We start from the raw sequence: 19,814 nt of genomic DNA, 5'->3' as shown, positions 1-19,814 counted from the left end.
AAACAGGATTAATAAATCCTTTTTTCTACAGAAATAGGGAAGTTAGGTAACTTCCCTTTAAAAGAGTACTCTCTATTGCTTTTTAAAATTCAGTAATACAGTTTATGTAACATGTTGTCATCAGACATCAGTCTTTTCTTTCAATAGTTTTCTTAATTCTCCCATAAAAGTATTAATATCTTTGAATTCTCTGTAAACGGATGCAAATCTAACATAAGCAACCTCATCTAGCTTTTTTATATGATCCATTATTAACTCACCAATTAACTCGGTTTTGATTTCCTTTTCCATTGAATTATACAATTGCTTTTCTATTTCATTTACTATGTTCTCTATATCCTTTAAAGCTACTGGTCTTTTCTCACAGGATTTTAGTATACCATTCAAAATCTTGTTTCTATTGAAGGGTTCTCTATTTCCGCTTTTCTTAATGATTATCAAGGGTATTTCCTCGATTTTTTCATAGGTAGTAAATCGTTTTGTACAGGAAATACATTCTCTCCTCCTTCGAATAGATTGGCCTTCATCAGTGGGTCTAGAGTCTACTACCTTTGACTCATAATGGCTGCAAAAAGGACAGTTCATCTTATGTTCACCCCTCTCAGATACTACTCAATTTTTTATTAGTTTCATTATAATATAGACTATAGTGTATGTCTAACTAATTTTATTCTTCAACAAATTGCAAAAAATTCGTCTTTGCCAGGGGACAATTGCAGTACTACTTCCTATAAATAATTATAGCTGTTATCTATAGAAAACGGCTCCCACACAATTGCAAATACAGGAATTTATCAAGATATTTGACTTTTTTCAACGATTTCTCAGAATAAGGTCTTTTTCTATTTGTAATATATTGTCCTATCGATCCTTCCCTTTGATGCTATTTTTTAGAGGTCTATATTCTAAGGAATTGTAGCTATCTGTATGATCGCTCTCTGAGTAATCCATATTATGAGGTTCAATGTTTCCCTTTATTTCTACTAAAATAACATCCGTCCCTATTTTCTTTATCTCAGCCCAAGTTATTTCGCTTTCCATTTCCTTACCAAATAATCCAAAAAATTTGTCATTATTGGGTACAATGATAGCATTAATTCTGCCCTTTTCTAAATTAACATCAATATCAGTAATTAGCCCTAATCTTCTTCCATCCGTTATGTTTATGACTTCTTTTTCTGTTAAGTCTGATGCTCTAATCATATTATCACCTCCAACCATTGTAGATATAAAGCTAGTACTATACAACATGTTTATAATATTTTTCCTTGGTTTATGCCTCAAATTTCATTTAAAAATCCACCCTGTTGGGGGTGGATTTTTAAATATGCTTCCGCATATGCTTTACAGCTGTTTTTTCTAGTCTAGACACTTGTGCTTGTGAAATACCTATCTCTTCTGCCACCTCCATTTGTGTTCTACCTTCAAAAAATCTTAATGTAAGAATGAGTTTTTCCCTATCATTTAATTTTCTCATTGCCTCTCTTATAGCAATGCCATCAATCCATGTCTCATCCTCACTTTTCTCGTCACTAACCTGATCCATAACAAATATGGCGTCACCACTATCATGATATATTGGTTCAAACAAAGATACTGGATCCTGTATGGCGTCTAAAGCAAAAACTACATCCTCTCTAGGTAAATTTAATTGTTCGGCTATTTCTGATATAACGGGTTCCTTGGAATTTTTATTAATTAATTGATCTCTTATTTGTAGAGCTTTATATGCAGTATCTCTCAAGGACCTACTTACACGAATAGAATTATTATCCCTTAAGTATCTTCTTATCTCCCCAATAATCATTGGTACAGCATAAGTAGAAAACCTTACATTATGACTTAAATCAAAATTGTCAATTGCTTTAATTAGCCCAATACAACCTACTTGGAACAAATCATCCACATGTTCTCCTCTATTGTTAAATCTTTGAATAACACTCAATACTAATCTAAGATTTCCTCTTATAAACTGTTCTCTTGCGATATTATCTCCTTTTTTAATCTTTGTAAATAGCTTTTGCATTTCATCATTTTTTAACACTGGTAATTCTGATGTGTTTACTCCGCAAATTTCTACCTTATTGATATGCATTGTAAGATATCAGTCCTTTCACTTGAATTACCCCTTTAATATTTAAATTATTGACTGAATCATTATTTTTATGCAGTAGATTTATATTTAAAATTATTTAAGCGACAATCGTCACTATGACAATTGTCGCTTAAACCATACGATTGATTTCTTTTTTTAATCTTGAAACTATTCTTTTTTCTAGTCTAGAAATGTAGGACTGAGAAATCCCTAGGATATCTGCTACTTCTTTTTGGGTTTTTTCTTTCCCACTATTCAACCCAAAACGAAGCTCCATAATCTTCTTTTCCCGATTTGATAATTTATTTAAAGCTACTTTAAGCAGTTCTTTATCTACTTCTTCTTCTAAAAATTTATAGATAATATCATTATCTGTACCTAAGATATCTGATAATAATAGTTCATTTCCATCCCAATCAATATTTAACGGTTCATCAAAAGAAACCTCCATCCTCACTTTACTGTTTCTTCTTAGATACATTAATATTTCGTTTTCAATACATCTAGAAGCATAGGTTGCTAATTTAATATTCTTTTCTGGGTTAAAGGTGTTTACAGCTTTGATTAGACCAATAGTACCTATAGATATTAAATCCTCTACACCTATCCCTGTATTTTCAAATTTTCTTGCAATGTAAACAACTAATCTCAAATTTCTCTCTATTAAAATAGTTCTTACAGTACTCTTATCATCTTTTAATTTTTCGATTAAGAAATTTTCTTCATCATTTGATAAAGGCGGTGGTAATGTCTCGCTGCCTCCAATATAAAATATACTTTCCTCAGAATATATTTTAAAATACTTTAATAATTTAATAGAATAATAATGATACATCAGTTTCATCTTAATGATATATTGTCTCATTTTGCAGCCCTCCTAATTTCGTTAACAAACTTGTTGTCCTATCTTATATTAGATCTGGATGTAATAATGCTCTATACTCACCTGCTTTTGATAGTTTTCTTTCATAGATAGCTATAATGATTTCATTGATATTCTTTATATCTGTTTCCTTTTGAATATATACATAGTCTGGTTTAAATCCTAATAACATCCCGTTCTCAGTTCCTAGGGCATTATATGGAATCATCCTAAGTCGAGTTATCCAACTGCTGTCGTTTAAGAGCAGTGCCATTTGTGTATAATTTGGTTTGCCTTCACAGCTAAATAATCTTTGCACCTCAGGTGGTAGCAAATCAATAATAGCATCATACTCTACGATAATCACAGGATAATGACTTATGGGATCCTTTAATGAATTACCTGTATCAACCATTCCAATGACTTCGGCAGTTGTACCCTCTATTTCGATTTTAACCTGCATTAATATTTTCTCTTTAGAAAACTGTTTTTGTATATATCCCCAACAAAAATTGATTAGTATATATCCTACACCACAGGCTATAAATATGTTTTTTATAGAAATGTTTGTAATGTAAAAAATACCGTTGCTAATAATACCATTAAAATTGCTAAAATAAAAAATAGCAAAGCCTGCTCCCCCAAATATTAAGGTTATCAGATAAAAAACTCCTAATAATCTAAAAAAATCCTTGAAGCTATAAGGGGTAAAGGCTAATACAATAATGATCATGGAGCAAGCTATTTTCATGATGATAGAAAATAAAAAATGCAATGATGGAAAAAAAATAATAAATGCATATAATGCACTAATGGAAGAAGCAATTAATAGTTTAATTTTTTTGGTAGGATATTTACCGAATTTTGCAGTTAAAGATAATATTACAAAATTCATAATGAAGTTTTCTAAAAACACATACTCGGCATAGACTACCATTTGACTTCCTCCCAAGGGACATAACTCTCTTATTATACAAGTATTCATTATGAAGATGATTTATGTATATTATATAAAAAATAGGCTATTTTTTTTGTCATTTTGTGAAGTCGAATTATTATTTCTATATTCTATTTCTTAATAAGTGTATAAAATATCTTTCATTCTTCTAATAAAGCTCATGATATTGAAAATTGCTAACTTGAGTAACTAAATAAAACCCAATAACCCTAATGTATATTCATACATTAGGGTTATTGGGTTTTAGAAGCAATAAACAGTTTAACCTTTTCAGCTGTATTAATCATTTAGAAAAATATGCAGTTATAAAATCATTTTTTTCTTCTTAAAAATATAGGAATATCTAAATCATCAGTTTGTTTCCCATTAGCATCTCCAGCTGCCACTTCTTTTTGTGTGGCATTAATAGAAGATGTGCTGCTTTGACCTGATTTTTTTGATAAATCTTGTTCAAAGCCTGTCGCTATAACAGTTATTCTGATCTCATCTTTTAACTCTTCATTAATAACAGCACCAAAAATAATATTAGCATCTTGGTCAGCTGCTTGTGTTACTAACTCTGCTGCTTCATTCACTTCAAATAATCCTAAGCTAGAGCCACCAGTGATGTTTAACAATACACCCTTTGCTCCCTCTATTGATGTTTCCAATAATGGACTGTGAATTGCTTGCTTTGCTGCCTCTGCAGCTCGATTTTCTCCACTAGCTCTTCCAATACCCATATGGGCTAGTCCTTGTTCTAACATGATGGTCTTAACATCAGCAAAGTCAAGGTTTACTAATCCTGGAACAGCTATCAAATCAGAGATACCCTGCACACCTTGCTTTAATACGTCATCAGCTATTCTAAATGCATCTAGCATAGTTGTCTTTTTTTCAATGACTTGTAGTAATCTATCGTTAGGAATAGTAACCAATGTGTCTACTCGTCCTTTTAACTCCTGTATCCCTTGTTCAGCATGTAACATTCTTCGCTTGCCTTCAAAGGTAAAAGGTTTTGTTACTACACCTACTGTCAAAATGCCTAGCTCTTTTGCTACCTCTGCTACGATAGGTGCTGCTCCGGTTCCAGTGCCGCCCCCCATTCCAGCAGTGATAAATACCATGTCTGCCCCTTGCAGTAGCTTATGAATATCTTCTCTACTTTCCTCAGCTGCTTTTTTTCCAATCTCAGGGTTAGCTCCTGCTCCTAGTCCTCTTGTTAATTTTTCTCCAATTTGTATTTTGTGTTCAGCTTTAGAAGTAAATAATGCTTGCTTATCCGTATTGATTGCAATAAATTCAACGCCTTTTAATTCAGCTTCTATCATACGGTTAACAGCGTTATTCCCTCCTCCTCCGACACCTATTACTTTAATTTGAGCAAATTGATCCATATCTACATCAAATTCTAACACAATATTACCCCCTTGTTATGTAAATACCCTGTTTTCATTTGAATTTCTATTTTGCGAAGTATAATTTTTTCAACTTTATCACATTTTTGTTGACATATCTATAGGTCGCAAGGCTACAATTGAATTATACTCTATCTATCATCTATATTAACAAGAAATAAAAATTTGATTTGACAATATAGTGATTTACAGAATTTAATCTTACAAATAAATTCATTAATGTTATACATTCAACAAAAAACTGAATTTTCCTTTTTTCAATTATAATTTATATTACAAATAATTATTTCTGATTTATCTGGAACGCAAACGCTCTAAGAGATGTCTGCGAATAATAGCAAAGTTTTGGAATAATCTTCCTCCAAAAGCAAAAATAGCAGCATAATATAGGGGAACACCTAATCGGTCCCCTATGTATGCTAAAATACCAGCTAATATTGCATTACCAAAGAAACCTGAAACAAAAATCTCTGTGTTAAATTTGTTCTCAATACTTGATCTAAGGGCGCCAAAAACAGAATCTAGTGCTGCCAGTATAGCTACTGAAATATATAAAGAGTAAGTGGCAGGATAAGTTACAGGTAAATACAAACCCAAAAAAATTCCCAACATTAAACCAATAATAGCAAATAACATAATTACTCCCCTTCCAATGGCGTTATGTGTCTTATTGTCATGTCTCCTTGATATCTTGATATTCTCACCCTATCACTTACATAAGATTCTACAATTAAATCCCAAACTTCTTTTAAATTTGAAGTATAAGAACCTGGTGCCTTTATAGCAGCATCTAAGGTTTCAGGGTTGCCAATAGCTTTGATAATGAATGGTTGACCATAGGTATGATTATTTATAGTAATTGTAGGTCCAGTACATTTTATTTCAGATGTGCTTAATATTCTTTGTCCATTAATAGACAAAATTTCAGCTCCAGCTATTTTCAAATCATTTAGTATCGTTAATACATCTCCATCATGAACAATTAGATCATTTGGATCTTCTCCTTCATAAAGCTCTCTTATACTATCACTGAGCCTAATTACGATACCAGGTCCTTCTACATCTGTAAACCCACTAATAAGCTTCATGGTGTTAATGTCATTTATAAGGACTTCTTTAATACTTCCTTCTTCCTCTAATGCTCTTTGATATTCATTTAGCTTTTCTTCAGTGGAAACTATTAGTCTTTTGATATTATTTATCTCTTCTCTTTCTTTACTGATTGCCCCCTGTAGGTCATCCAAGGTTTTTGCACTGATAAAGCTATAGTCTTCTGAATCATTTCTAAATTGTAATACTATTGTAAATCCTAAAATAATAAACATTAACATAATAATGGTGTTTTGATAAATTGCTTTCATAGCTTCTCCCTCATCTCAATCCTTACTGAATCGGTTCAATGGGTTTTGCATACTCATGTTGAATAATCTTGTTATAACGTGGCATTAAAATAGCATTTTCTTTCCGGACATTCACCTGTAAATTATGGTATTGTCTCATTTGCCATACGATTCCATATCTTATATTTAAAGCAGCCTCTAAGGTTTCTGGGTTTCCTATTGCTTTTATATTAAATGGTGGTCTAGTGGGTACGTTATTGATTAACACAGAGTTTGAGGTATAATATATCTCAGTAGTAGATATATATCTTTGATCATTAATAGCTATCGCTTCTGCACCTGCTGCATTTAATTGATTAATCACTTCTAGCAATACATCGTAGTTGTACATGATGAAGCTTCCTTCCCCTCCCATAAAGAAATCATTAGGAGGATCATCTATTGTAACTACTACACCTGGCCCTTCCCCTTCTTTATATCCTGCTAATAGCTGATAATATTCTAAATCTCTTCTTAAATTTTTTATAATAAGATTTTCATCTGCTTCTGAGACTTCATAATTCTTTAATCGAATTTCTAAGCTAGTCAATTCCTCATTAAGTCTTTCCTTTTCAGTTCTTAAATTTCTTAAATCCATTGCCAGCTGTTGGGCCTTTTGAGTAGATAAAAAACCTCCATCTGTGGCATCTCTAATGGTATTAAATTGCATAGCTATAATAAGTCCTAAAATACCGCAAAGTAATCCAATAGAAACTTTGCCTTTTAAATTCATCAATCTTCCTCCCAGTGTTCTCTATTTCTTATAGATATTTGTCCTTTATATCGCATATCAACAATTACATTTTTTATATCTCTTGTATAAAGATTCGTCAACACTTCTTTTAAAGCCAATGTTGAATAAGCAGGATCTTGTGTGTCAGCCAACAGTATTTCTATTCCATCAAAGGTGATTAATTTTATATACGCTTCCTGCCCTATATTGATTTCAGAAATCCTATCTATAATAGATGTCATTTTTGAAGCTTCAATAAAACCCATGACAAAACTTAACAGTTGCGGATTCTTTATATCTACTACATCACCTAGTTTGAAGCTATTAAAATCTACTCCAGTTATCAAAATTAAATCTTCTTCTAAATAACTGTCAGATATCTTCAAAACTACTTTGTTATGGTCTATATATATGAAAGTACCCATATATGGTATTATAGCATACTTTTCTCTTTCTCTCACTGTAATTATGATTGTTTTGGGAATTTTTCTTTTAATAATTGCATCCTCAACAAAAGGATGTGATTTTACTTTAGCTTGTAAATCGGATAGGCTGTATTGGTATATATTTCTATTTGTGTAAAGCTCTGCCATTTCAATTATTTCTTCTTCAGCTAATGTTTTATTTCCTTCAATACTAATTATTTTTAAATTGAATAAGTCCGATTTTAATAAGAAATATACACTCCATAGTATAAAAACCATGATTAAAAAAATTCCAGTTAGTATTTTTCTTATTTTTCTTCGACGTCTTTTCTTTTCTCTTTTTATCTCGGTGTATTCCATAAACGATTCCTACCTTTTTATGACTTGTACAATTTTTTGGTGTTTTAAGGGCAGCTCAATAGCTGCAACTTAAAATGTATCTATTTCCATTTTAGTCTATTCTATTATTAGAATTTTTTTGTTTAATATTGATCTCCCAATTCATAGTAAAATTATCATAACAGATTACAATTTTCTTATATCTGCTCCTACATTTTTTAAGGAATCTTGGATATGATCATAACCTCTTTCTATATGCTTGGCGTTTTCTATGATCGTTGTTCCTTCTGCTGCCATACCTGCTAAAATAAGTGCCGCTCCTCCTCTTAAATCATTGGCTGTTACTTTAGCTCCTGTGAGTTTAGGGACTCCCTTTATAATAGCTACTCTTCCATCAATTTTTATGTTAGCTCCCATTCTTATTAATTCATAGGCATGTTTATATCTGTTTTCAAATATATTTTCAGTTATAATGCTTATGCCATCACTGATACTCATTAATGCCATTATCTGAGATTGCATATCAGTAGGAAATCCAGGATAGGGTAAGGTTTTTATAGATTCGATAGCCTTTAACTTCTCAGGTGCAATGAGTTTTATACTATCATGGGTGTATAATATTCTACAACCAGATTCTTTCAGCTTATAAATAGTAGATTGTAGATGTTCTGGTATAACATTTTTTAATACAATCTCTCCTTTTGTCATGGCAGTAGCAATCAAATAAGTACCGGCAACGATCCGATCAGGTATGATTGTATGCTCTATCTCCTGTAATTCTTTTACACCATTGATCCTTATTGTGGCACTTCCTGCACCTGATACTTTGCCCCCCATTGCATTAATAAAATCTTGTAAATCTTTGATTTCAGGTTCCCTAGCAGCATTTCTAATGATGGTTGTTCCTTCAGCAAAAACAGCTGCCAGCATTATATTTTCTGTTGCCCCTACACTTGGAAAATCCAACTGTATATCGCATCCTTTTAAGGCTTTTGCTTTACAGGTTAAAAAACCATGGGCCTCCTCAATTTCCGCCCCCATTTCTCTTAAGGATTTTAGGTGTAAATCTATTGGTCTTGGTCCTATCTCACAACCCCCGGGATAGCTTACTACAGTTTCTCCACACCTAGCCAGCATAGCACCCAAAAATACAATGGAGGATCTCATTTCTCTTACTAATTCTTCAGGAATCTTAGAATTATTTAGTCGACTTGAGTCCACAATCATGGTATTATTTTCTCTTTTTACAACACATCCTACTGCTCTTAAAATCTTTGTCATAACATTTACATCAGATAGTTGAGGAATATCATGAATCACATTTATTTTTCCATTTAATACTGTTGCAGCTAATATTGGTAGTACTGAGTTTTTAGCACCACTAACCTTTAATTCACCTTGAATTTTATGTCCTCCGTTAATTATTAGCTTACTCACCTTAAGCCACCTCCAGAACTTAATGAATAGTTTTATATTTAAATTACCAGTAAAGTAATTCGTCGGCAGGATATGTAATATAAAACAAATATATAACCATATTATGCAAAAGTTCTAAAGGTGTTCCTAATTAATGGACTATTTCTTTATTTATTAGTTCAATCACTTGATGATAGATTTTATCTGTTGCATGTTTTTTTGATGCATCGAGACTAGCTTTTTTCATAGCCTCAAGCTTTTCCTTAGTGGCGAAAATTTGCTGCATGTTGGTTAATAAGGTGCCGCTGTTTAAATCTCTTTCTTTAATTACCAAAGCCGCTCCCCTAGCCTCTAAGGCTCTGGCATTATATTCTTGATGGTTTTCTGCAGTATAAGCTTTTGGAATCAAGATAGCTGGTTTGCCTACTGCATTTATTTCTGTTATGGTAATAGCACCAGCACTGCAGATGATTAAATCACAAGCCTTTAATGCATAGGGCATATCATTTATATATTCCTGGATAGTGTGATGCTGAACTATTTCCTGCTTTTTGGAAATCGTCTCCATTACTTGATGATAGTGTTTTTTGCCCGTCACCAACAGTATTTCAAATTTAATATTTGGTTGTTTTATCAGTAAATCAGAAATCGCTCTGTTGATACTAATAGAACCACCACTTCCTCCCACAACTAATACTAAGGGATTATTTGTTTTTGATTTATACCTTCTTTTTCCCTCTTCCTTAGAGATGGTTAAAAATGTCTCTCTTATAGGATTCCCTGTTACAACCAGTTTGTTTTTATGTTTAAAATATCTCTCTGCTTCTTCAAAGCTGATAGCGATTCTGTCCACATAGTTGCCAAGTATTTTATTAGCTATCCCAGGAAAAACATTTTGTTCATGAATAATTGTCTTAATTCCCATTTTAGATGCAACATAGAGTACCGGTCCAGATACAAATCCACCCGTACCAATAACTATGTCTGGCTTAAAGTCTTTTATTATTTTTCTAGACTGCCATAACCCCTGTAATAGCATCCCAGCACTTTTTATGTTATGGATGGATATCTTTCTTTTTAAATAACTGACCTTGATAGTTTTAATTTCATAGCCTTCCTTAGGGACAATATCCTTTTCCATCCCCTTTTCTGTACCTATAAATAGAATGCTGGCCTTTGGATTCTCTTTTTTTATTTTATTGGCTATAGCAATAGCAGGATAGATATGGCCTCCAGTTCCTCCACCGCTGATGATTACTCTCAATTTTTTCAGCTCCTATTCATGTTGGTATATTTAGAGATGTTTAGTAAGATACCCATACTTGCCATAAATATGACAAGGGCATTACCTCCAAAGCTTATAAAGGGTAAAGGCATTCCAGTAACAGGCATGGAAGAGGTGGCAACGGCTATATTGATTACTACCTGCACAATTACCATAGTAGTGATTCCTGTTGCCATTAAACAGCTTAGCAGGTCTGGTGCATTAATGGCAATACGTATCCCTCTCCAAATCAACACCATAAATAGAAGAATAACTGCTACACCACCTAAAAACCCAAGTTCTTCTCCTATTATAGCAAAAATAAAATCATTTTGCGGCTCTGGTAAATAAAAGTGTTTTTGTACACTTCTTCCTAATCCTCTACCAAAAAGTCCTCCTGAACCTAAAGCGAGTAAAGATTGTACTGCTTGAAATCCACTGTCAGTAGGATCTGCCCAAGGATCTAGGAAGGCCGTTATTCTTTTGGCTTTATACCCTTTTCCACTTATGAAGATATAAGCAATCATGGAGGATAGTCCTGCTAAACCCGCAACAGATAAGCCGATGAAGTGAGATAGCTTCATACCTCCTACAAATATCATTGATATAATTACAACTACTACTACAAAAGCCGTACTAAAGTCTGGCTGTGCATAAATAAGACCAAAAAATACCCCTGCTAATAATAAATATGGCACTACTCCATGAAAAAAGCTCTGAATTTTTTCTTTTTTTCTCGTTACACTTGTTGAGACAAAGATGATAGCAGCAAACTTAGCAATCTCTGAAGGCATAATAGTGATGGGCCCTACAAAAATCCACCTCTTTGCAAAATTGATTTCCGTCCCAATGGGTGTTAATACTAAAATCATTAAGATAATACTAACCAATAGTAATATATTTGCATATCTAGGCCATTTCCAATACTTCATTTTTGCACAAAAAACCATGGCGGAGCTCCCAATAACAGTCCATATCAGGATTCTTTTCAAGAAATAATATCCATCTCCTAATACCACCATTGCATAGGAGAAGCTTGAACTAAAAACCATAATAATACCGGTGGTTACTAATAGCGCTACAGTGATTATAATGGTGAAGTCATAGGGATTCTTCTTTCCCATGTTAAGACCTCCTTATATTTGCAACTATTTTTTTAAAATGATTACCTCTTTCTTCAAAATTTTTGTACATATCCCAGCTAGCACAGGCGGGTGAAAGTAAAATCGTATCTCCTTCTCTTGCTATATTATATGCATATTCTACAGCTTCTTCTAATGCTTCAGCTATAGTAACATCATGAAATCCTAATGTTTTTGCTGTATTATAGATGCTTTGAGATGTTTCTCCATAAACTACTAATTGTTTTACTTTACCATCAAAGGCTTTGATAAAGTCTTTGAATTCACTAGCTTTATCTAGTCCGCCTGCTAGCAAAATAATAGGGGCTGATACCGCTTCAATAGCTTTGATGGCAGCATCCGTATTGGTAGCCTTAGAATCATTAATGAAGTGTATTCCGTTCACTGAGGCTACATATTCGATACGATGTTCTACACCATTAAAAGTCCCTAGGGTTTCTTTGATAATGTCTATATTTATACCCATTACGTGAGCCATTGCCGTTGCCGCCAATGCATTTTCTAAGTTGTGTTGTCCAGGTATTTTTATATCATCTACGTGAATTACTTTTTGCTTCTCAGCATCTGTATGGATTGTTATAACATCATTCTCTACAAAAACACCCTTTTCCAGTTGTTCCTTTCTACTAAAAAATATTTTTTTGCTTTTAATAGCTCCACTATTATTTCTGCAAATAAGGTCATCGTAATTGATTATGGCAAAATCATCTTTTGTTTGATTTTTAAAGATACTAAACTTAGCATCACGATAGTTCTCCATGGTTTTATGGCGATTCAGATGGTCCGGTGTTAGATTTAGTATCGCAGCTACCTTAGGTGAGAATTCAACAATACTTTCCAATTGAAAGCTGCTGATCTCCATTACCACTACATCTTCCTCCTGTGTTTCTAACGCTTTAGAAATGGCAGCTACTCCGATGTTTCCCACCACAAAAGTCTTTTCTCCTGCATTACTAAAAATATCTCCTACTAAAGCAGTGGTAGTTGTCTTGCCATTTGTGCCAGTAATAGCTACGATAGGAGCTCTATTTAATCGATAAGCTAATTCTATCTCGCCGATGATTTCAATTTTATTTTTTCTTAATTCCTTTATAAACGGAATATCCAATGGAACTCCAGGGGATACCACAGCTAAGTCCAAATTCTTTAAGAAGGCTGGATTCTCCGGATGTTTCCCTAGGATAGCTTGAAAGTCAATTCCCTCCAGTTCCTCAAGACTCTGTTGTAATGCTTCTTTTGATTTCAAGTCATTTACAATTACCTTTGCTCCTAATTTTATAAGGGTCTTTACTAATGGTACTCCTGTTACAGCTAGTCCTATAACTAAAACATTTTTATTTTCTAAATTCATACTGACACCTTCCTTTTTAATGTAAAGCCAAAATACCTATTAAGCATAAAACCACAGTTACAATCCAAAACACTGTTACAACTTTGGTTTCTGCCCATCCACTAAGTTCAAAGTGATGATGCAACGGGGTCATCTTGAAGATTCTTTTTCCAGTAGCTTTGAAGGAAATCACCTGTAAGATCACTGATACTGTTTCAGCGAAATATATCCCTCCAACTATTGGTATAATCAACGGTACATTCATTAATATAGCTACAGCAGCAACGGCACCTCCTAAAGCTAAAGAACCAGTATCCCCCATAAAAACTTGGGCAGGATGTGTATTATATCTTAAAAAGCCTAAACAAGCACCCGTTACAGCACTAGAGAAAATTGCTAAACTTGTGTATCCCCAGCTCATGGCAAGTAAACTGAAAAATGCTGTGATAATAAGGGTTACGCCTGCTGCCAAACCATCCAACCCATCTGTTAGATTAACACTATTCACCGTTGCTACTACCACAAATACAATAAATGGTATATAAAAAATCCCTAAATCAAAGTATTGAGGTATGACTATATTGCCAATCTGAAGGTTCCCTTCTACAAAGGGAATAATCACCTTTGTTTGAACAACTGAAGCATTAGATTGATAGATAGCCAGAAACACTGCTACTGTTATTTGTAATAAGAGTTTTTGATATGCTCTAAGTCCTAGATTTCTCTTTAGCACAACTTTTATAAAATCATCAATAAAGCCGATTAGACCAAAGGCTATAGTAGCGCCTAAAGCCACCAACAGATCTGTATTTATAATACCAGAGGTAAAGGATGTGATGATAATAGATACAATGATGATAATACCACCAATGGTTGGGGTTCCAGTTTTTGATAGATGACTTTGAGGACCTTCTTCTCTAACAGTTTGACCTACCTTAAGCCTTCTTAAAAACGGAATGATCAATGGTCCCAATAATAATGTAATGAAAAATCCAATAATGATTGTATAAATTAGTTGGTTTTGCTGTAACATCTAAATTAACTCCTCTCTTGTAAGTAACGTACAATCTCCTCCATCATCATCCCTCTTGAACCCTTTACTAAAACAACATCATCTTTTTCTACAAGCTTATCAAGAAGTTCTATTGCTTCATCATTAGAGGTTATTGTATAGACTTGATCTTTCTTACCTCTTTTTATCGCCTCATCAGCTATCCACTTAGCCAAATTACCTACAGTGATTAATATATCTACTTCGTCCACTGCAAAAGTTCCCACCATGCGATGTCCCTCTTGGGAAAAATCTCCCAGCTCAAACATATCTCCTAAAACAGCTATTTTTCTAGCCCCTTTTATATCCCCTAATACTCTTAAGGCAGCCTTCATTGAATCTGGACTAGCATTATAAGCATCGTTGATTATTTTTACATCACAATTTGAGATGATCTCCATTCTCATTTTAGATGCTTCATGCTTCAGTAATCCTTCTCGAATAGCTTGCACTTCCATATCATTATGGAGACCTATCCATATAGCAGCTAAGGCATTATATACATTATGTATACCCGGCTGTTTTACAGCAAAGGCATAATCCTTATTATTAATTTCTATATCAAAAGTGAAACCATTTTCCCCCAAATCAACTAGATTTTTAGGGTATATGTCATGCTTCTTAGATAGACCAAAAAACACTTTTTGATAAATGCTCCTCTCTTTTTTTATCGTACTCAATAAATCATTGTCTCCATTTAAAAGCAAATAATCATCTTTTTTCAAATAAGTAGCTATTTCCATTTTAGCCTTCATTATGTTTTCTCTACTTCCTAATGATTCAATATGCGAAACCCCTATATTGGTTATAACAGCAACAGTGGGCTTAACAATTTTTGCCAAATCTAAGATTTCTCCAGCACCAGACATGCCCATCTCTAAAACTGCTATTTCATGTTGTTTGTCTAGGTTAAATACTGTCAATGGCAAACCAATCTCGTTATTTAAGTTGCCAATATTTTTAAGGACACTATATTTATTTGAGAGCACACTGCTAATCATATCCTTTGTTGATGTTTTCCCCGTACTGCCAGTGATAGCAATAAAAGGAATATCAAACAACTCTCTATAATACTTACTGATATTTTGTAGAGCTTCTAGGGTATCCTCCACTTCTATTATATATATATTATTTAAAGACTCTATAGGTATCCTTCTTCCTTTAGTGTAAAGAATACCACAGGCTCCTTTATTTTTAGCTGAAACAAGGAATTCATGACCATCAAAATTTTCTCCCACTAGAGGAACAAACAGACTATTATCCTTCATTTTTCTTGTATCCGTAGAGATATCTTCAATATTTTTTTCTACGCCTCTTTGTATTACCTTCCCATTACAGGCTCTTATAATACTTTCAAAAGACTGTTTTATCATAATATTCCTTCCTCTCTTGCAACCTCTATTGCAACTTTTTTATCGTCAAATTCTATTACATTCTCATTAATAATCTGATAGGTTTCATGTCCTTTACCAACAATAAGAATTATATCGCCTTTAACAGCACTTTTCAAAGCTTTTCTGATAGCCTCTCTACGATCTACTACTATATGATATTTCTCTTTATTTCCTCTTATACCTTCCACAATCATATCTATAATCTCTGTTGGTTTTTCTGATCTAGGGTTATCAGAAGTAATTATGGTTACATCACTAAACTTACTAGAAATTTCTCCCATAACAGGTCTTTTGCTTCTATCTCTATCACCACCACAACCAAAAACAGTTATAAGTTTATTATTAACAAATCCCTTCACAGATTTCAATATATTTTCTAATGCATCTGGCGTATGTGCGTAATCAACAATAACAGCAAATTCTTTAAATTCTTCAATAGGTTCTATTCTCCCTGCAATACCTTTGATGGACTGCAAGCCCAGCTTGATTTGTTCTCGATCTATCCTCATACAATAAGCAGTTGTAATGGCTGCTAAGGCATTGTATACAGTAAACATCCCTGGGATATTTATCTTAATCTTTTCTTCATAGCTTGGAGTCATTAAATCAAAGGAAACTGACTTTATCGTCATAACAATATTTTTTGCTGAAATATCAGCTTCACTATTGACACCATAGGTTAAAATAGGTGTATCTAAATGCTTAATCTCATCTAATATGATTTTACCATCATTATCATCTATATTGATAATATTATAAAAGGAAGTTTTATAAAAAAGTTTTTTCTTCGCATTTCTATAGTTTTCTATAGTCTCATGAAAATCTAAGTGGTCAGGTGTTAGATTAGTAAAAACTCCTATAGTAAAATTGCATTCCTCAACTCTTTGTAATTCTAAAGAATGGGAAGAAACTTCCATAACACAACTTTTTATCTTTTTCTTAACCATTCTATGGAGTAGTCTTTGTAGGTCTAATGCTTCCGGCGTGGTTCTATCATCCTCTTCTTTCTCATTCCCTAACCAGTTTGAGATTGTACCAATTAGACCAATTTTCTTTTCATTGATTTCTAAAATTTTTTTTATCATATAAGTGGTAGAGGTCTTCCCATTGGTTCCCGTGACACCTATTAGATTTAATTTAGTGCTGGGCTGATGATGGTAACGGTTGGCTATCAATGCTAGTGCTTTTCTTGTGTCCTCTACCTGTACAATAGTAGCACCTTCAACTTTCACATCCTTCTGAACAATAACAGCTATTGCACCCCTTCTGATAGCATCCTTTATATATAAATGTCCATCTGTCTTTAAACCTTCAATGCAGATAAACAAACTATCATCTGACGATTTTTGCGAATTATAGGCTATATCTTTAATAAATAGTTTATCATTTCCTTGTATCTCCTTCACTTTAAGTCCCCGCAATAAATCCTTTAGTAGCATAAATATCCCCCTGTTCAATAGAATAAAAGTTTGGAGTAAGATTTTTCTCCTAGGATTTTTCACTGGTTTCTTAAAGGTCAATAGCTATATCAAATAAGCCATTACCTATACTATTCTTCAGTGTTTGAAAAGACTTTCGTTTCTACCAGGCGGCAGATTAACCTCTATAATTCCCCAGTAAATCCGATTATAATTCAGCCTTGGTACCAACTTTCTCTGAATTAAGTCTCATTTTATCCTTTAAACTGTTTTCTATTGAATAGAAAAATATTTATCCCTATCTATGTTGTATTACCATTTGTTTGACTTTTTAAAAGGCAACCTAAAATTAAAGTACTACTCTTTAATCTCAGTTGCCCTTTTTATAGAAGGTTTATAAAAATTTTTGTAAAAATATAACTGTCAAAGCTTTAATTGGGCTTAAATTCTACAGTCACTATGGTTCCTGGATCTACTTCAGCTCCAGCTTCTGGTGTTTGCATATCAGCTAGACCACTGCCGGTTATCTTGAGTTTTAATCCTAAAGAATTTAATATAGCATTTGCTTCTCTGATTGTTTTACCCTTTAAATCCGGTAAAACAATGGAGGAAGGAATGTTTTCATTATGCTTAGTATATAACATAATAATAGATTTTTCTGGTACCCTTGCACTTGGTTTTGGAAACATATCAGTAACTATGTTCTCACCATCTCCTATATATTCTGGCCAAGTGGCATGCTCTAATTTGCTTTGTGTTAATATCTGTGATGCTTCCTTGACTGTCAAGCCCCTAACCTCTGGTATTACAACCTCTCTGTGGATTAATGCTTCTGCTTCTTCATCTGTATATTTTGGCTTAATATCTAAATATCTTAAGCTTTCTTCCAATATCTCTCTTGCTATAGGTGCGGCAACTACGCTTCCAAAATGACTATATCCTCCTGGCTCATCTACTATTGCCAGGACTGCTAATCGAGGATCATCACTTGGAGCAATGCCAATAAAAGAAGATACATATATTCCTTGAGCATATCTTCCATCTACAACCTTTTGTGCTGTCCCTGTCTTACCTCCAACAGAGTAGCCCGGTATATAAGCACTTTTGCCGGAACCTTCTGTTACTACTGATTCCATGATATCCCTTATTTCCTTTGAGGTTTTAGAAGAAATCACTTGTCTCACCATGGTTTCTTCAAAACGATGAACTACTTTGCCTTCATGATCCAACAACTCTTTTACAATACGGGGTTTCATTAAGTTGCCGTCATTGGCAATTGCAGACACAGCAGTTATTAGTTGAATAGGAGTGATGGATATACTTTGACCAAAGGAAATAGTAGCTAGTTCTACTGGACCTACATTGTTTACGTTATACATAATTGATTTTCTTTCTCCCGGCAAATCAATACCGGTAACATCAGCAACTCCAAAACCATCTAAATAGTTATAAAAGGTTTCAACGCCCATTTTTTGCCCTAATTCTACAAATACTGGATTACATGAATTTTGTACTGCCTCAGTGAAGGTTTGAGCTCCATGAGGATTATAGTATCGCCAGCATTTTATTGTGCGACCACCCACAGTAATTGTACCAGTGCAATGAAACTGACTATTTGGATTTGCCACTGCCTCCTCAAGAGCTGCAGCAGCAGTTAAAATCTTAAAGGTAGATCCTGGCTCATAAGTATCATTAATGGCTGGATTTCTCCACATACTAAACCATGCTTCTAGCTTTTTTTCATTATCCATAGCCTCTATCTGTTCTCTTAATACATCATCTAATGGTGTTCTGGGGTCATTTGGATCATAATCAGGTTTTATTGCCATTGCTAAAACATCCCCTGTTTTTATATCCATTACGATAGCTGTTGCCCTCTTAGCTTGATTCATAATTAAGGCATTTTCAACAGCTTTTTCTGCAAAGTGCTGTATTACTTCATCTATGGTTAATACAAGATTTAATCCATCCTCTGGAGGATAATATCTTTCTACACTAAAGGCTAGTTGTCTTCCTGCTCCGTCTGTATTCTTTATCCATCTCCCTGGCAGTCCGCTTAAATATTTTTCATACTCAAGCTCAATTCCAGCCATCCCTCTATTATCATCAGTCGTATGACCCAATATATAAGCTGCAAAATTTCCATAGGGATAAAACCTTTTATTATCTTCAGCAATCCAGACACCCTTTATTCTTTTTGAGCGAATGGCTTCTGCTAAGTCATCCTCTATCCATCGGGCTATTCTTACTAACCCATATGTAGTATCCTCTAATTTTTCTATCGTTTCCTCCACATCCAGTTGCAAAATTTCCCCTAGGAGTTCTGCTGCTATCTTAGCATCTTCAATTTCTCTAGGTCTTGCCCAAACAGTATTGGTACTGGCACTGATAGCTAGTTCTTTACCATTTCTATCATATATCGTTCCTCTTTTTGACGGAATTGGAATATCCCTTGTCTGTTGTGCATTAGCTAGTTCCTTATATCTTTCTCCTTGTACAATTTGTATCCATCCTAATCGTATGATTAGACCAAGCATTGCTAAGCATACACTGACAAAGATAAATACCAGTCTTTTTTTACTAGAAATACTAGGTTGTGACACTAGGATTT

General features: G+C 33.7%; 18 protein-coding genes. All 18 read right to left on the bottom strand.

The genetic code is table 11. The annotated features are described in order from the left end of the window. Positions 1-120: 120 nt before the first annotated feature. Positions 121-585: a transcriptional regulator NrdR gene (gene nrdR / locus BMX10_RS00435; RefSeq protein ID WP_090437750.1), complete on the bottom strand. Its 465-nt coding sequence runs from the start codon at positions 583-585 to the stop codon at positions 121-123. Positions 586-861: 276 nt separating this feature from the next. Beyond that, complete coding sequence (locus tag BMX10_RS00430) at positions 862-1,203, bottom strand: YlmC/YmxH family sporulation protein (protein WP_090437748.1); 342 nt, start codon at positions 1,201-1,203, stop codon at positions 862-864. A 118-nt stretch (positions 1,204-1,321) separates the two neighbouring features. Beyond that, positions 1,322-2,095 carry an RNA polymerase sporulation sigma factor SigG gene (sigG, locus tag BMX10_RS00425; protein WP_090437746.1) on the bottom strand — a complete coding sequence of 258 codons (774 nt, stop codon included), beginning with the start codon at positions 2,093-2,095 and terminating at the stop codon, positions 1,322-1,324. Between the two features lie 130 nt (positions 2,096-2,225). Continuing rightward, the gene (sigE, locus tag BMX10_RS00420) at positions 2,226-2,960 is read right to left on the bottom strand and encodes an RNA polymerase sporulation sigma factor SigE (protein ID WP_170834617.1); all 735 of its coding nucleotides are present in this window, start codon (positions 2,958-2,960) and stop codon (positions 2,226-2,228) included. Between the two features lie 43 nt (positions 2,961-3,003). Continuing rightward, positions 3,004-3,894 carry a sigma-E processing peptidase SpoIIGA gene (gene spoIIGA / locus BMX10_RS00415; protein WP_090437743.1) on the bottom strand — a complete coding sequence of 297 codons (891 nt, stop codon included), beginning with the start codon at positions 3,892-3,894 and terminating at the stop codon, positions 3,004-3,006. 332 nt (positions 3,895-4,226) lie between these two features. After that, the gene (gene ftsZ, locus BMX10_RS00410) at positions 4,227-5,312 is read right to left on the bottom strand and encodes a cell division protein FtsZ (protein ID WP_090437742.1); all 1,086 of its coding nucleotides are present in this window, start codon (positions 5,310-5,312) and stop codon (positions 4,227-4,229) included. 294 nt (positions 5,313-5,606) lie between these two features. After that, positions 5,607-5,948 (bottom strand): small basic family protein, encoded by a 342-nt coding sequence (locus BMX10_RS00405; protein WP_170834616.1) that lies wholly within the window; start codon positions 5,946-5,948, stop codon positions 5,607-5,609. 2 nt (positions 5,949-5,950) lie between these two features. Beyond that, positions 5,951-6,673 carry a DUF881 domain-containing protein gene (locus BMX10_RS00400; RefSeq protein WP_090437738.1) on the bottom strand — a complete coding sequence of 241 codons (723 nt, stop codon included), beginning with the start codon at positions 6,671-6,673 and terminating at the stop codon, positions 5,951-5,953. Between the two features lie 22 nt (positions 6,674-6,695). Continuing rightward, positions 6,696-7,424: a DUF881 domain-containing protein gene (locus BMX10_RS00395; RefSeq protein WP_244272571.1), complete on the bottom strand. Its 729-nt coding sequence runs from the start codon at positions 7,422-7,424 to the stop codon at positions 6,696-6,698. Further along, the gene (locus BMX10_RS00390; protein ID WP_090437734.1) at positions 7,424-8,209 is read right to left on the bottom strand and encodes a cell division protein FtsQ/DivIB; all 786 of its coding nucleotides are present in this window, start codon (positions 8,207-8,209) and stop codon (positions 7,424-7,426) included. The genes BMX10_RS00395 and BMX10_RS00390 overlap by 1 nt, the downstream gene beginning before the upstream one ends. A gap of 165 nt (positions 8,210-8,374) precedes the next feature. Continuing rightward, the gene (gene murA, locus BMX10_RS00385; protein WP_090437732.1) at positions 8,375-9,625 is read right to left on the bottom strand and encodes a UDP-N-acetylglucosamine 1-carboxyvinyltransferase; all 1,251 of its coding nucleotides are present in this window, start codon (positions 9,623-9,625) and stop codon (positions 8,375-8,377) included. A gap of 130 nt (positions 9,626-9,755) precedes the next feature. Then, complete coding sequence (gene murG / locus BMX10_RS00380) at positions 9,756-10,868, bottom strand: undecaprenyldiphospho-muramoylpentapeptide beta-N-acetylglucosaminyltransferase (RefSeq protein WP_090437730.1); 1,113 nt, start codon at positions 10,866-10,868, stop codon at positions 9,756-9,758. 5 nt (positions 10,869-10,873) lie between these two features. After that, positions 10,874-11,992, bottom strand: a complete 1,119-nt coding sequence (gene ftsW, locus BMX10_RS00375; protein ID WP_090437726.1) for a putative lipid II flippase FtsW — start codon at positions 11,990-11,992, stop codon at positions 10,874-10,876. 1 nt (position 11,993) lies between these two features. Beyond that, positions 11,994-13,361, bottom strand: coding sequence for a UDP-N-acetylmuramoyl-L-alanine--D-glutamate ligase (gene murD, locus BMX10_RS00370; RefSeq protein WP_090437724.1), 1,368 nt, complete (start codon positions 13,359-13,361; stop codon positions 11,994-11,996). 16 nt (positions 13,362-13,377) lie between these two features. Continuing rightward, the gene (gene mraY / locus BMX10_RS00365; RefSeq protein ID WP_090437722.1) at positions 13,378-14,373 is read right to left on the bottom strand and encodes a phospho-N-acetylmuramoyl-pentapeptide-transferase; all 996 of its coding nucleotides are present in this window, start codon (positions 14,371-14,373) and stop codon (positions 13,378-13,380) included. Between the two features lie 5 nt (positions 14,374-14,378). Then, a complete protein-coding gene (locus BMX10_RS00360) occupies positions 14,379-15,764 on the bottom strand; it encodes a UDP-N-acetylmuramoyl-tripeptide--D-alanyl-D-alanine ligase (protein WP_090437720.1) in 1,386 nt (461 codons plus the stop codon). Next, a complete protein-coding gene (locus BMX10_RS00355; RefSeq protein ID WP_090437718.1) occupies positions 15,761-17,224 on the bottom strand; it encodes a UDP-N-acetylmuramoyl-L-alanyl-D-glutamate--2,6-diaminopimelate ligase in 1,464 nt (487 codons plus the stop codon). The genes BMX10_RS00360 and BMX10_RS00355 overlap by 4 nt, the downstream gene beginning before the upstream one ends. Before the next feature lie 410 nt (positions 17,225-17,634). Further along, on the bottom strand, positions 17,635-19,806 hold the full coding sequence (locus BMX10_RS00350; protein WP_090437716.1) for a stage V sporulation protein D: 2,172 nt from the start codon (positions 19,804-19,806) through the stop codon (positions 17,635-17,637). Positions 19,807-19,814: the final 8 nt, after the last annotated feature.

This window comes from Natronincola peptidivorans (assembly GCF_900111615.1).
GTDB classification, from domain to species: Bacteria; Bacillota; Clostridia; order Peptostreptococcales; family Natronincolaceae; genus Natronincola_A; species Natronincola_A peptidivorans.
Note: the sequence above shows the minus strand (reverse complement) of the source record. Positions and strands in the feature narration are given on the sequence as shown.